This window comes from Micromonospora sp. S4605, from assembly GCF_003176715.1.
GTDB classification, from domain to species: domain Bacteria; phylum Actinomycetota; class Actinomycetes; order Mycobacteriales; family Micromonosporaceae; genus Micromonospora; species Micromonospora echinaurantiaca.
In genome coordinates this window covers 1-12,870 of sequence record NZ_QGSW01000154.1, presented here as the reverse complement: position 1 = coordinate 12,870, position 12,870 = coordinate 1, and the positions used below count along the sequence as shown (strand labels likewise).

The window sequence follows — 12,870 nt, the reverse complement described above, 5'->3', positions numbered from 1 at the left end:
GGTGCCGACGGGGTGGGTCAGCCGCCGAAGCCGGAGTCGGCGGGCAGCGAGATGTCGGGCTTTTCCAGCTCCTCGACGTTGACGTCCTTGAACGTCATCACCCGGACATTCTTCACGAACCGCGCGGGGCGGTACATGTCCCACACCCAGGCGTCGTGCATCTCGACCTCGAAGTAGACCTCGCCGTCGGAGTTGCGCACGTGCAGGTCGACCTGGTTGGCGAGGTAGAAGCGGCGTTCCGTCTCCACCACGTAGGAGAACTGGCGGACAATGTCGCGGTACTCCCGGTAGAGCTGCAGCTCCATCTCGGTCTCGTACTTCTCGAGATCTTCCGCGCTCATCGCACTCCGCCTTCCATGACCACATCTTCCCCCACCGGCGCCGAGGGCCGAGGCTGCTCGCCCAACGCCACGCCGACGGTACCCCTTGGCGCGCCGAAGTGCTCCATCGGCTCGTCCGGGCTTACGCCCACCGGTCGACGCGAGCGCGGTGGGCGGCCGTCGCGCCCCGACACGGCGGCCACGTTGACGTACGAGAACCGGTGCTCCCGGCACGGCCCGTGCTCGCGCAGCGCCGCGCTGTGCTCCGGCGTGATGTAACCCTTGTGCTCGGCGAACCCGTAGCCGGGGAAGGCTCCGTCCAGCTCGACCATGATCCGGTCCCGGGTCACCTTCGCCAGCACGCTGGCCGCCGCCACGCAGGCCGCCACCCGGTCGCCCTTCCAGACGGCCAGCCCCGGCACGTCCAGGCCATCCACCCCGAAGCCGTCGGTCAGCACGTACTCGGGCCGGGTGGCCAGCGAGGCCAGCGCCCGGCGCATCGCGGCCAGGTTGCACACGTGCAGGCCGCGGGCGTCGACCTCCTCGGCCGGGATGACCACCACGGCGTACGCGAGCGCCCGGGCGACCACCTCGTCGTAGACCCGCTCCCGGCTGGCCGGGGTGAGCAGCTTGGAGTCGGCGAGCCCGTCGATCTCGCCGCGCCGCCCCTCGGGCAGGATCGCCGCCGCGGCGACCAGCGGCCCGGCGCAGGCCCCCCGGCCGGCCTCGTCGGCCCCGGCCACGTGCCGGAAGCCGCGCCGCTGCAGCGCCCGCTCCAGCGCGTAGAGCCCGGCCTCGCGGCGCACCACGGTGCGCGGCGGGGTCAGCACGGCGCACCCCCGGCGACCTCCGGCAGCACCCGGGCCAGCACCGCTGGCAGGTCGACCGGGTAGTAGCGCTCGCCGGCGCCGGCCAGTTCGTCGACCGGCCACCAGCGGTGCCCGTCGACGCTGGCCCGCTCGACGTCGCTGAAGCCGGTCGTGTCCACCTCCCAGGTGGGCACCCGGACCAGGAAGAACTCCTGCTCCTGCCGGTACCAGACCCCGTCGAAGGTGAACTCGATGGTGTCCCGCCAGACCGGCTCGCCGAGCTGCTCCGGGGTCAGCCGCAGCCCGGTCTCCTCGACCAGCTCGCGGGCGGCCCCGACCGCCGGGGACTCCCCCGGGTCGAGCCCGCCGCCCGGGGTGAACCAGTAGCGGTGCTCGGGCCGGGCCGGGTCGAAGCCGGCGAAGAGCAGCACCCGGCCGGCCGCGTCGACGAGCAGCACGCGGGCCGCGCGCCGAGGGGTGTAGACCGTCACCGCACCAGCCTGCCAGACGCCGCCGACAACGCCCACGCCCCCGCCGGGATCGGCCCGCCGCGCGCCGGCGCCGGATCCGCCGGTCAGGAGTTCGGGATGCCCTCGTACTGCTTCGGCACGCTCAGCCAGGTGGCCCGGCTGACCGGCCAGAAGACGGTGAACGCCCGCCCGACGACCTCGTCCTCGTCGATGGTGGCCACGGTGATGTCCTGCCCGGACTGCTGCCAGTGCTCCAGCGAGTCGCCGGAGGCGGACCGGTGGTCGCCCATCACCCAGAGCCGGCCGTCCGGCACGGTGATGTCGAACTCCTGGTCGGCCGGCTTGTCCCGGTGCCCGCCGGCGGAGAAGATGTACGGCTCGTCGAGCGACTTGCCGTTGATCACCAACCGGTCCTGCGGGTCGCAGCAGACCACGTGGTCGCCGCCGACGCCGATCACCCGCTTGATGAAGTCCTCGCCGTCGGGGTTGCTGCTCCACTCCAGCGGCGCCTTGAACACGATGACCTCGCCCCGGCGGGGCGAGCGGAAGTCGTACACCAGCTTGTTGACCAGCACCCGATCGTCGATCTGGAGCGTGTTCTCCATGGACGGCGAGGGGATGAAAAAGGTCTGCAGCACGAAGGCACGCACCAGTACCGCGACCAGGATCGCCACGCCCAGGAGGATGGGCAGCTCCTTCCAGAAGGAGCTGCGGGGCTTGTCGGTCTGCTCGTCAATCACGGGATGGAGCCTACGTTGCCCGGCTGGACGTCACCGTCCGGAACGCGCGAGAACCCCACAGCGCGGCCGTGAGCGGGAGGAGCAGGACGACACCGCCCTCCGGGGTGGGCCGTACCGGCGGCGGCGCGTCCGGGGCGGCCACGGCCGGTCCGCGTACGTCGGCGAAGGTCTCCGGCACCGAGAGGGCGTTCCACCGCGACGACGGCCAGACCACCGTGAAGGCCCGGCCCACCACGTTCTCGATCGGCACCGGGCCCTGGCAGCGGGCGTCCTGGGAGACCAGCCGGTGGTCGCCCATCACGAAGATCTGCCCGGGCGGTACGACCACCTCCTCGAAGCGCCGGGAACGGCACTCGCGGGGGTTCGGTGGGATGTCCAGCGGGGAGTCGCGCACCACGTACGTCTCGTCGAGCGGGGTGCCGTTGACGGTCACCCGGCCCTGCGCGTCGCAGCACTTCACCCGGTCGCCGGGCAGCCCGATGACCCGCTTGATGAAGTCCTTCTCGCCGGGGCGGCTCACCCCGACCAGGTCGCCGACCGTGCGGCCGAGCTTGCCGACGAAGCCCGGGTCGGGTTCCTCGTCGACCTGCGGGGCCCACCGGTCGGTGCCCCGGAACACCACCACCTCGCCCCGCTTCGGGTCGCGGACGTCGTAGACGACCTTGTTGACCAGCACCCGGTCGCCGACGAGGAGGGTGTCCTCCATCGAACCGGAGGGGATGAAGAACGCCTGGAGCAGGAAGGTGCGGATCAGCACCGCGAGGCAGAACGCGACGACCAGGAGCAGCGGCAACTCCTGCCAGAGCGGCATCTGCCGGCGCCCGCGGCGGGACCGCCGGCGCCACGGATCGACCGCGCCGCCCTCGTCAAGCGTCTGCACCACGCCACTCCCCGGTCCGCAGAAATGACACTACCGCCCGGGAACCCCGTCGAGGCTCCCCGGGCGGTAGTGGACGTCTCCCCGCCGCTGTCGCGGGGTGACCGCCCCGCCGCGCCCGTACGCCCAGCGTAGTGCGGGCCGGGTGGTACGACATACGCGCAGCTCGGGCGGCGTGGCGAGCGGAAGTCAGCTGGGCTGCTTCTCGCGCTTCTCCTTGATCTTGGCCTTCTTGCCCCGCAGCTCGCGCAGGTAGTAGAGCTTGGCGCGCCGGACGTCACCGCGGGTGACGACCTCGATCCGGTCGATGGCCGGGCTGTTGACCGGGTAGGTCCGCTCGACGCCGACACCGAAGCTCACCTTGCGGACCGAGAACGTCTCGCGCAGGCCGTCACCCTGGCGGCGGATGACCACGCCCTGGAAGATCTGGACACGGGACCGGTTGCCCTCGACCACCCGGGCGTGCACCTTGACGGTGTCACCGGCCCGGAAGTCGGGGAGGTCGGACCGCTTCGACTGGGCGTCAAGGGCGTCCAGGATGTTCATCGCAACAACCTCGTGAGGCTCACGGCGCACCGTCAGTCGGTGCGCGGGTGGGTGATTCTGATCCTCGGGTGGTGATCGGTGGCGCCGACCCCGGTCGGGGATCCTCGCAGCCGTCCGCGGCGCGGCCGGATGCGGCAACCCCTCTACTTTGCCACATCCCCCGGTGGCGGCTGAAATCCGGCCCGCTCCAACGCCGCGACGTCCCGTTTGTCCAGGCGCTCCGGATCCAGCGCGGCCAGCAGGTCGGGCCGGCGGCGCGCGGTACGGACCAGCCCCTCCTCCCGCCGCCAGCGGGCGATCCGGCCGTGGTCGCCGGAGCGGAGCACCTCCGGCACGTCCAGGCCGCGCCAGCTCGGCGGCTTGGTGTAGACCGGGGCCTCCAGCAGGCCGTGCGCGTGCGACTCCTCATCCAGCGAGCCGGCGTTGCCGAGCACCCCGGGCAGCAGCCGGGTGACCGCCTCCAGGATCACCAGCACCGCCACCTCGCCGCCGAAGAGCACGTAGTCGCCGAGGGAGACCTCGGTCACCGGCATCCGGGTGGCGGCGTGGTCGAGCACCCGCTGGTCGATGCCCTCGTACCGGCCGCAGGCGAAGAGCAGGTGCGGCTCGGCGGCCAACTCGTAGGCGAGCGCCTGGGTGAACGGGACGCCCACCGGGGAGGGCACCAGCAGGCGCGGCGGGGTCAGCTCCGCCGGCGCGAGCGCGTCGAGCGCCTCACCCCACGGCTCCGGCCGCATCACCATGCCCGGTCCGCCGCCGTACGGGGTGTCGTCGACCGTGCGGTGCACGTCGTGGGTCCAGGTGCGCAGGTCGTGTACGGCCAGCCGGAGCGTGCCGTTGGCCCGGGCCTTGCCGATGAGCGACAGCTCCAGCGGGGCGAGGTACTCCGGGAAGATCGACACGATGTCGACGCGCATGCGGGGATGCTCCGGCGGGTCAGAGGTCGAGCAGACCGGCTGGCGGGTCGACGACCACGCGACCACCGGCCAGGTCGACCTCGGGAACGATCGCCTTGACGAACGGGATCAGCGCGGTCTTCCCCTCGGGGCGGCGCAGCACCAGCAGGTCGGAGGCGGGTGCGTGGTCGATCCGGGCGACCTCGCCGAGCGGCTCGCCGGCCGGGGTGACCGCGGCGAGCCCGACGAGCTGGTGGTCGTGGAACTCCTCCGGGTCCTCCGGCGGGGCCACGTCGGCGCTGTCCACCCCGAGCAGGGTGCCACGCAGCGCCTCGGCGACGTCCCGGTCCAGCACGCCTTCGAACGCGACCAGCAGGCGGCCCTGGTGCCACCGGGCGGACTCCACGGTCAGTTCGGCGGGCACCCGGAACGGCACCCCCGGCCCCTCGGACGGCGGGGTGGGCGAGGGCGTCGCCCCCGGCTCGGTGCGCAGCACCATGCCGGGGGCGAACCGCGCTTCGGGTTCGTCGGTCCGCACCTCCACGGTGACCTCACCGCGGATGCCGTGCGGCTTACCGATCCTGCCGACGATGAGCAGCATCAGTACGAGTCGACGATGTCGACGCGTACGCCGCGCCCACCGATGGAGCCGATCACCTGGCGCAGGGCCTTGGCGGTCCGGCCGGACCGCCCGATCACGGTGCCGAGGTCCTCCGGGTGCACGCGGACTTCCAGCCGCTTGCCCCGGCGGTTGTCGACCAACCGGACACGGACATCGTCCGGGTGGTCGACGATGCCCTTGACCAGGTGCTCCAGCGCCGGACGCAGAGCCACGTCAGGCCTGCTCGCCGGAGTCCGCACCGGCCTGCTCCTCAGTCTTCGGCGCCTCCTCGGCGGCCGGAGCCTCGGCCTTGGCGGCCTTCTTGGCCGGCTTGGCCGGAGCCTCGGCCAGCCCGGCGGCGGCCTTCGCCTCGGCCTCGTACGCCGCGGTGCGGTCGGCCCGCTCCGGGGCGACCTTCAGCGGCGGCGGGGCCGGCAGGCCCTTGAACTTCTGCCAGTCACCGGTCAGCTCCAGCAGCCGCTGCACCGCCTCGCTCGGCTGGGCGCCGACGGACAGCCAGTACTGGACCCGGTCCGACTTGACCTCGATCACCGAAGGGTCTTCCTTCGGCTGGTAGATCCCGACGAACTCGATCGCCCGGCCGTCGCGCTTGGTGCGCGAGTCGGCGACGACGATGCGGTACTGCGGGTTGCGGATCTTGCCCATCCGCAGAAGCCGGATCTTTACGGCCACAGTTGTTTCGCTCCTGTTGCGATCTCACCGGCCCGATAGGGCGGTGTGCACGGGTGAGCGCCGACCGGCACAGTGGGGTTGGGCCGGAGACTCTCGGTGGACTGGCGACGTGCCCGGGTTAGAGGGCGCCGGGCACACGCCGGATACCAGCCAGCCATTCTGCCAGATCCGACCCGGATCTCTCACACCGGACCGGCACGGGTCACCCGGCGGGCGGTCGAGGTGACCGAAAACACACCTTCGGCCCACGGTCGGCGGACCGGTCAGCGGACCGTCAGCGCACCGGCGGGCGGTCCCAGCCGGCCGGCAACGCCTCGGGGGCGGTCCAGTCCGGTGGCGGGGTGAAGTCGCACCAGGTGCCGTCGAACGGGAACTCCCCCGCCTCGGCCAGCGCGATCACCCGCTTGCCCTCGGCCCGGACCGCGTTCTCGTCCGCCACCCAGTAGTCGTCGGGGTACGCCAGCCGCTCGACGAACTCCTCCTCGTCCTTCCACTCCCAGCTCCGGTCCGGGTGGACCAGCACGTCGAGGTCCTGGTCGACCACGTCGACCCCGGCGAGCCCGCCGTCGTCCCAGCGCACCCCCGGCTCCTCGAGGTTGACGTACCAGGTGGCGAACTCGTCGCGCGCGTCGCGGAACCACCAGACCGAGTGGGCCGCCCCGGTGGGCAGGAACTTCAGCAGCGGCGGCCCGTTCCACCGGCCCACCGCCAGCCGGTACGACGCGGCGATCCACTCGGCGAACGGCACCGCCCGCATGCCCAGCCCGGCCACGGTGACCTCGTTGGCCACCGGGGTGTCCCGGGCGATCCAGAGCAGCAGACCCCGGTCGTCGTCGCTGACCACCCGGGCCGGGCGGACCCAGCCGATCCGGCCGCGCCGCACGTTGCGGTGCACGATCAACCGCCCCGGTTCGAACCTCACGGTGCGACCCTACCGGCGGCCGCGCCGGCCACCGGAGGCCGCGCGAGAAGCGGACCCGACGCCGGGAAGCACTGGACGGACCCGGCCCTGCCGAGCGCTGCCGCGCCCCGCAGGACGCGGCAGCCGGCCCCGCCGAGGCGGGACCGGCTGCCGGACGGGTTGGGTCAGTAGGCGCGGGCCAGGATGGCGACCAGGTCGGGCTCGTCCTCGCTGTCCGGCACCGAGCCGTCGGCGCGGACCAGGCAGCGCACCGTCACGCCCTGGCCGTTCGCCTCCGCCTCGCCCTCGACGCCGACCGCCGACCACGGCACCCGGGCCCAGCCGGTGGCCGCCGCCTCGATCGCCTCGGCGAGGGTGCTCACCTCCACGGTCCGGGACTTCCGGTGGGCCAGCGCCTGGTCGTGCAGCGCCTGCTGGTCAGCCTCCAGCGCGGTCAGCACCGCGCCGACCACGTCGGCCACCGGCACCGGGGACTTCGAGCCGTCCGTACGCCGGACCACCACCGCGTTGCCGGCGGCCAGGTCGCGGGGGCCGACCTCGACGCGGACCGGGTAGCCGCGCAGCTCGGCGTCGACGGCCCGGCGGCCGAACGGGGTGTCGGTGCGGTCGTCGAGCGCGACCCGGACCCCGGCGTCGCGCAGCGCGTCGCAGAGCTTCTTCGCCGCCTCCGCAGGGCCGCCAGGGCCCTCGCCGTCCTTGACCACCATGACGTACGCCTGCACCGGCGCCAGCTTCGGCGGCACCCGCAGGCCGTTGTCGTCGCCGTGGCACATGATCAGGCCGCCGAGCATCCGGGTGGAGGTGCCCCAGGAAGTGGTCCAGGCGTGCTCCCGGCCGCCCTCGGCCGAGGAGTAGCTGATGTCGAAGGCCTTGGCGAAGTTCTGCCCCAGCTCGTGGCTGGTGCCCAGCTGGAGCGCCTTGCCGTCGCCCATCATGCCTTCGCAGGTGTAGGTGGCGGTGGCGCCGGCGAAGCGCTCCCGGGCGGTCTTCAGGCCGACCACCACCGGGATGCCGAGCACGTTGACCATCAGGTCCTCGTACGCCTCGTGCAGGATCCGCCGGGCGTACGCCCGGGCGTCGTCGCGGGTGGCGTGCGCGGTGTGCCCCTCCTGCCAGAGGAACTCGCTGGTGCGCAGGAAGATCCGGGGGCGCAGCTCCCAGCGGACCACGTTGGCCCACTGGTTGAGCAGCAGCGGCAGGTCCCGGTACGAGTCGATCCACTTGGCCATGAACTCGCCGATGACCGTCTCGCTGGTCGGGCGGACCACGACCGGCTCGGCGAGCTGCTTGCCGCCGCCGTGGGTGACCACCGCCAGCTCCGGCGAGAAGCCCTCGACGTGCTCGGCCTCACGCTTGAGGTAGTTCTCCGGGATGAAGAGCGGGAAGTACGCGTTCTCCGCGCCGGCCGCCTTGATCCGGGCGTCCATCTCGGCCTGCATCCGCTCCCAGATGGCGTAGCCGGCCGGTCGGATCACCATGGTCCCCCGGACCGGGCCGTTGTCGGCCAGCTTCGCCTTGGCGATCAGGTCCTGGTACCAGCGGGGAAAGTCCTCCGCACGGGGAGTGAGCACGCGTGCCATGACCGCACATCCTATGCGGCGCCCGGCCGCCCGACGCGATCGGGCGGCCCGCGCCACGCTCGGGTCGGGCCGGACACCCCGCCCGGCCGTAGACTTCGATCACCATGAACGAGGTACGGGACGCCGGGCGCCAGCGACTGCGACTGCGGGACCAGATCGTCGTCGCGGCCCGGACGCTGACCGTGGACCGAGGCTGGGACAGCGTGCGGATGGGCGCGGTGGCGACCGCCGCCGGAGTGAGCCGGCAGACCGTCTACAACGAGTTCGGCAGCAAGGCCGGGCTGGCCGAGGCGCTGGCCCGGCGCGAGGTCGACCAGTTCGTCGCCGACGTGCGGGCGGCCCTGGTCGCACACGGCAGCGACGTGCGCGCCGGCGCGTACGCGGCGATCCGGCACACCCTGGCCGAGGCGGCCGCCAACCCGCTGATCAAGGCGATCCTGACCAGCGCGCGGGGCGGCTCCGACGAGCTGCTGCCCTTCCTCACCACCCGGTCCGGGCTGGTGCTGACCGAGGCGAACGGCGCGCTGCTGGACTGGGTCGCCACGCTGGTGCCCGGCGCCGACCGGGCCGCCCTGCGGTTCGCCGCCGACAGCGTGGTCCGCCTCGTGGTCAGCCACATCGTGCTGCCCGGCGCGAGCGTCGACCAGACCGCCCGGGCCCTGGCCGACCTGGCCGTCCACCTCTTCACCCGCGCCGCGATCATCCCCCACTCAGCCGGTTGACCAAGACTCCGGCGGCGACCCGGATCCCCGGGGTCAGCGGATGGGGCGGCCGCGCAGGACGATCCGGCTCGGGTTGCGGACCACGCGCAGGTCGGCGCGGGGGTCCTCGGCGTAGACGACGAGGTCGGCCAGGCCACCCTCGACCAGGCCGGGAAAGCCCAGCCAGTCGCGGGCGCCCCAGGAGGCGGCGGCGAGCACGTCCACCGCCGGCATGCCGGCCCGCTCGTGCAGCAGCAGCATCTCCTCGGCGGCGAGGCCGTGGTCGATGCCCCCGCCGGCGTCCGTGCCGACGTAGATCGGCACCCCCGCCTCGTACGCGGACCGCACCACCTCGGGGAAGCGGTCCCGCAGCGCGAGCATGTGGTCGGCGTAGCCGGGGAACTTGGCCCGCGCCTGGTCGGCGATCCCGCCGAAGGTCTGAATGTTGATCATCGTGGGCACCAGCGCGGTGCCCCGCCGGGCCATCTCGTCGATCAGGTCCAGGCTCAGCCCGGTGCCGTGCTCCACCGAGTCCACCCCGGCGCGCACCATGATCTCGACCGCCGACTCGGAGAAGGTGTGCACGGCGGCGCGCACCCCGGCGGCGTGCGCGGCCTCGACGGCGGCGGCCATGGTGGCGGCGTCCCAGGCGGGCGCCAGGTCGCCGACGCCCCGGTCGATCCAGTCGCCGACCAGCTTGACCCAGCCGTTGCCGGCCCGGGCCTGCTCGGTCACCGTGGCGGCCACCTCGGCCGCGCCGACCTCGACGCCGATGTCGCGCAGGTAGCGCTTGGGCGGGGCGACGTGCCGGCCGGCCCGGGCCAGCCGGGGCAGCTCGGGGTCGTCGTCGAGTTCCGGGTACGGGTATGGCGAGCCGGCGTCCCGGATCGCCAGCACCCCGGCGTCCCGGTCGACCCGGGCCAGTTCCCGGGCCTGGTCGAGCGAGGTGATCGGCGCGCCGCCGCGGGCGATGCCGATGTGGCAGTGCGCGTCGATCAGCCCCGGCAGCACGAAGCCGCCGTCGGCGATGGTCTCCGCGCCCGGCACCGGTTCGAAGGTGACCCGGTCGCCGACCAGCCAGATGTCCCGGACCTCGTCGTCGGGGAGCAGCACACCGCGCACATGCAGAGCCATGTGCACAGTCCTACCGGATCATTCCCCGTCGGGTGCGGGCAGCCCGCCCCGCCGCGCCGTCAGCGGGGGCGGTTGTCGCCCTTGCCGAGCTTGTTGAAGTCGATCTTCGGCAGCTTGAAGCCCGGGGGCAGCCCCTGGCCGGCGGCCAGGTCGTTCGGGTCCATCCCCGGCGGGAGCTGCGGCATGCCGCCCGGGAATCCGCCCGGCATCCCGGCGCCCGCTCCGGCGCGCGGCCGGTTGCCGCCCTTGGTGCCCTTGCGCTTGTTCTTCGGCGACTTGGTCGCCTTGCGCCGGCCGCCGCCGGGCAGGCCCATCATGCCGCCCATCTGCTTCATCATCTTCTGCGCGTCGGCGAAGCGGTTGAGCAGCTGGTTGACGTCCATCACGGTGACCCCCGAGCCGTTGGCGATGCGGGCCCGGCGGGAACCGTTGATGATCTTCGGGTTGCTGCGCTCGCCCGGGGTCATCGACCGGATGATCGCGGTGACCCGGTCGAAGTGCTTGTCGTCCAGCTCGGCGAGCTGGTCCTTCATTTGCCCCATGCCGGGCATCATGGCCAGCACGTTGGCGATCGGGCCCATCCGGCGGACCGCGATGAGCTGGTCGAGGAAGTCCTCCAGGGTGAACTGCTCGCCGCCCATCAGCTTGGCGGTCATCTTCTCCTTCTGATCGGCGTCGAAGGCCTGCTCGGCCTGCTCGATCAGAGTGAGGACGTCGCCCATGCCGAGGATCCGGCTGGCCATCCGGTCGGGGTGGAAGACGTCGAAGTCCTCCAGCTTCTCGCCGGTAGAGGCGAACAGGATCGGCTGGCCGGTGACCTCCCGGACCGACAGCGCCGCGCCACCGCGGGCGTCGCCGTCGAGCTTGGAGAGCACCACGCCGGTGATGCCGACGCCGTCGCGGAACGCCTCGGCGGTGCGGACGGCGTCCTGACCGACCATCGCGTCGATGACGAAGATGACCTCGTCCGGGTCGACCGCGTCACGGATGTCGGCCGCCTGCTGCATCATCTCGGCGTCGATGCCGAGCCGGCCGGCGGTGTCGACGATGACGATGTCCCGGGCGGCCCGCTTGGCGTGCTCGATCGACGCCCGGGCCACCTGCACCGGGTCGCCGACGCCGTTGCCGGGCTCCGGGGCGTACACCTCGACGCCGGCCCGGCCACCGAGCACCTGGAGCTGCCCGACGGCGTTGGGCCGCTGGAGGTCGGCGGCGACCAGCAGCGGCTGGTGCCCCTGCGCCTTGAGCCAGCGGGCCAGCTTGCCGGCGAGGGTGGTCTTACCCGAACCCTGCAGACCGGCCAGCATGATCACGGTCGGCGGCTGCTTGGCGAACTGGAGCCGCCGCCCCTCGCCGCCGAGGACGTTGACCAGCTCCTCGTTGACGATCTTGATGATCTGCTGGGCCGGGTTGAGCGCCTGGGACACCTCCGCGCCGCGCGCCCGCTCCTTGACCCGGGCGATGAAGCCCTTGACCACGGGCAGGGCGACATCCGCCTCCAGCATCGCGAGGCGGATGTCGCGCGCGGTGGCGTCGATGTCGGCGTCGGTGAGCCGACCCTTGCCGCGGAGCTTGGTGAAGATCCCGGAGAGGCGGTCACTCAAGGTGTCAAACACGCGAACATCCTGTTTGTCGGGGTTCCGGCGGGTAACGGGCCGGCGGGTGCGGGACACCCGGCCACCGCTAGGGTAGCCGCCCACCACCCCGGCCGGCGCGTCACCGCGCACTCCCGGCGATCTTGCCGGCGGGCGGGCAGCCGCCGACCGGTGCCGGGCGGCCCGCCGGTCAGAGCTCGACCAGGCCGGACTGGTAGGCGTAGACCACGAGCTGGGCGCGGTCCCGGGCGCCGAGCTTGACCATCGCCCGGCTGACGTGGGTACGCGCGGTCGCCGGGCTGACCACCAACCGGTCGGCGATCTCCGCGTTGCTGAGCCCCTCGCCGACCAGCCCGACCACCTCCCGCTCCCGGTCGGTGAGCGTGTCGAGCCGGGGATGCGGTCGCGGCACCCGGGCCGGCCGGGCGGCGAACTCGCGCACCACCCGCCGGGTGACCGACGGCGAGAGCAGCGCCTCACCGGCCGCCACCAGCCGGATCGCCCGCAGCAGCTCGGCCGGCCGGGTGTCCTTGGTGAGAAAGCCGCTCGCCCCGTGCCGCAGCGCGTCGAAGACGTACTCGTCCAGCTCGAAGGTGGTCAGCACCACCACCCGGGTGGCGGCCAGCCCGGGGTCGGCGACGATCCGTCGGGTGGCCTCGATGCCGTCCACGCCCGGCATCCGGACGTCCATCAGCACCACGTCCGGGCGTTCCCGCCGGGCCAGCTCCACCGCCCGCAGCCCGTCCGCCGCCTCGCCGGCCAGCGCCAGGTCGTCCTCGCTCTCCACCAGCGCGCGCAGCCCGAGCCGGACCAGGTCCTGGTCGTCGGCGATCAGCACCCGGATCACCGGACCGGCTCCACCGGCAGCCGGGCCGCGACCCGGAACCCGCCACCCGGCCGCGGGCCGGCGGCCAGCTCGCCGCCGAGCGCGGTGACCCGCTCCCGCATGCCAGCCAGGCCGTGCCCCGCTCCCCCACCGCCGCCCG

General features: G+C 73.1%; 16 protein-coding genes. 1 reads left to right on the top strand and 15 read right to left on the bottom strand.

Translation table 11 applies throughout. The annotated features are described in order from the left end of the window. Nucleotides 1-17 precede the first annotated feature (17 nt). The 12 genes from DLJ47_RS11070 to proS all read right to left on the bottom strand — a co-directional run bounded on the left by DLJ47_RS11070 (nt 18) and on the right by proS (nt 8,454). Nucleotides 18-341: a DUF2469 domain-containing protein gene (locus DLJ47_RS11070; protein WP_007075222.1), complete on the bottom strand. Its 324-nt coding sequence runs from the start codon at nt 339-341 to the stop codon at nt 18-20. Beyond that, nucleotides 338-1,150, bottom strand: coding sequence for a ribonuclease HII (locus DLJ47_RS11065; protein ID WP_109899951.1), 813 nt, complete (start codon nt 1,148-1,150; stop codon nt 338-340). Before DLJ47_RS11065 ends, DLJ47_RS11070 begins: the two co-directional genes overlap by 4 nt. After that, the gene (locus DLJ47_RS11060) at nt 1,144-1,620 is read right to left on the bottom strand and encodes an NUDIX hydrolase (protein WP_109899952.1); all 477 of its coding nucleotides are present in this window, start codon (nt 1,618-1,620) and stop codon (nt 1,144-1,146) included. The genes DLJ47_RS11065 and DLJ47_RS11060 overlap by 7 nt, the downstream gene beginning before the upstream one ends. 83 nt (nt 1,621-1,703) lie before the next feature. Next, on the bottom strand, nt 1,704-2,339 hold the full coding sequence (lepB, locus tag DLJ47_RS11055; protein WP_109899950.1) for a signal peptidase I: 636 nt from the start codon (nt 2,337-2,339) through the stop codon (nt 1,704-1,706). Between the two features lie 10 nt (nt 2,340-2,349). Beyond that, the gene (gene lepB / locus DLJ47_RS11050; RefSeq protein WP_109899949.1) at nt 2,350-3,222 is read right to left on the bottom strand and encodes a signal peptidase I; all 873 of its coding nucleotides are present in this window, start codon (nt 3,220-3,222) and stop codon (nt 2,350-2,352) included. 183 nt (nt 3,223-3,405) lie between these two features. Further along, nucleotides 3,406-3,762, bottom strand: a complete 357-nt coding sequence (rplS, locus tag DLJ47_RS11045; RefSeq protein WP_109899948.1) for a 50S ribosomal protein L19 — start codon at nt 3,760-3,762, stop codon at nt 3,406-3,408. Nucleotides 3,763-3,905: 143 nt separating this feature from the next. Next, entirely contained in the window at nt 3,906-4,679 is a 774-nt protein-coding gene (gene trmD, locus DLJ47_RS11040; protein WP_109899947.1) for a tRNA (guanosine(37)-N1)-methyltransferase TrmD, read from the bottom strand. 19 nt (nt 4,680-4,698) lie between these two features. Continuing rightward, entirely contained in the window at nt 4,699-5,256 is a 558-nt protein-coding gene (gene rimM, locus DLJ47_RS11035) for a ribosome maturation factor RimM (RefSeq protein ID WP_199235783.1), read from the bottom strand. Nucleotides 5,257-5,258: 2 nt separating this feature from the next. Next, nucleotides 5,259-5,519, bottom strand: a complete 261-nt coding sequence (locus tag DLJ47_RS11030) for an RNA-binding protein (RefSeq protein ID WP_172899384.1) — start codon at nt 5,517-5,519, stop codon at nt 5,259-5,261. Next, a complete protein-coding gene (gene rpsP / locus DLJ47_RS11025; RefSeq protein WP_088995517.1) occupies nt 5,494-5,952 on the bottom strand; it encodes a 30S ribosomal protein S16 in 459 nt (152 codons plus the stop codon). Before rpsP ends, DLJ47_RS11030 begins: the two co-directional genes overlap by 26 nt. Nucleotides 5,953-6,226: 274 nt before the next feature. Further along, the gene (locus tag DLJ47_RS11020; protein ID WP_109899945.1) at nt 6,227-6,874 is read right to left on the bottom strand and encodes a DUF402 domain-containing protein; all 648 of its coding nucleotides are present in this window, start codon (nt 6,872-6,874) and stop codon (nt 6,227-6,229) included. Between the two features lie 164 nt (nt 6,875-7,038). Next, nucleotides 7,039-8,454: a proline--tRNA ligase gene (proS, locus tag DLJ47_RS11015; protein ID WP_109899944.1), complete on the bottom strand. Its 1,416-nt coding sequence runs from the start codon at nt 8,452-8,454 to the stop codon at nt 7,039-7,041. Nucleotides 8,455-8,558: 104 nt separating this feature from the next. On the opposite strand from proS, the gene DLJ47_RS11010 reads away from it, so the two are divergent. Further along, nucleotides 8,559-9,176: a TetR/AcrR family transcriptional regulator gene (locus DLJ47_RS11010; protein WP_109899943.1), complete on the top strand. Its 618-nt coding sequence runs from the start codon at nt 8,559-8,561 to the stop codon at nt 9,174-9,176. A gap of 33 nt (nt 9,177-9,209) precedes the next feature. Here the strand turns inward: DLJ47_RS11010 and DLJ47_RS11005 are convergent, their stop codons facing one another. The 3 genes from DLJ47_RS11005 to DLJ47_RS10995 all read right to left on the bottom strand — a co-directional run bounded on the left by DLJ47_RS11005 (nt 9,210) and on the right by DLJ47_RS10995 (nt 12,731). Beyond that, nucleotides 9,210-10,289 (bottom strand): amidohydrolase family protein, encoded by a 1,080-nt coding sequence (locus DLJ47_RS11005; RefSeq protein ID WP_109899942.1) that lies wholly within the window; start codon nt 10,287-10,289, stop codon nt 9,210-9,212. A gap of 59 nt (nt 10,290-10,348) precedes the next feature. Beyond that, nucleotides 10,349-11,905 carry a signal recognition particle protein gene (ffh, locus tag DLJ47_RS11000; RefSeq protein ID WP_109899941.1) on the bottom strand — a complete coding sequence of 519 codons (1,557 nt, stop codon included), beginning with the start codon at nt 11,903-11,905 and terminating at the stop codon, nt 10,349-10,351. 169 nt (nt 11,906-12,074) lie between these two features. Next, nucleotides 12,075-12,731, bottom strand: coding sequence for a response regulator transcription factor (locus DLJ47_RS10995; RefSeq protein WP_088995523.1), 657 nt, complete (start codon nt 12,729-12,731; stop codon nt 12,075-12,077). Nucleotides 12,732-12,870 lie beyond the last annotated feature (139 nt).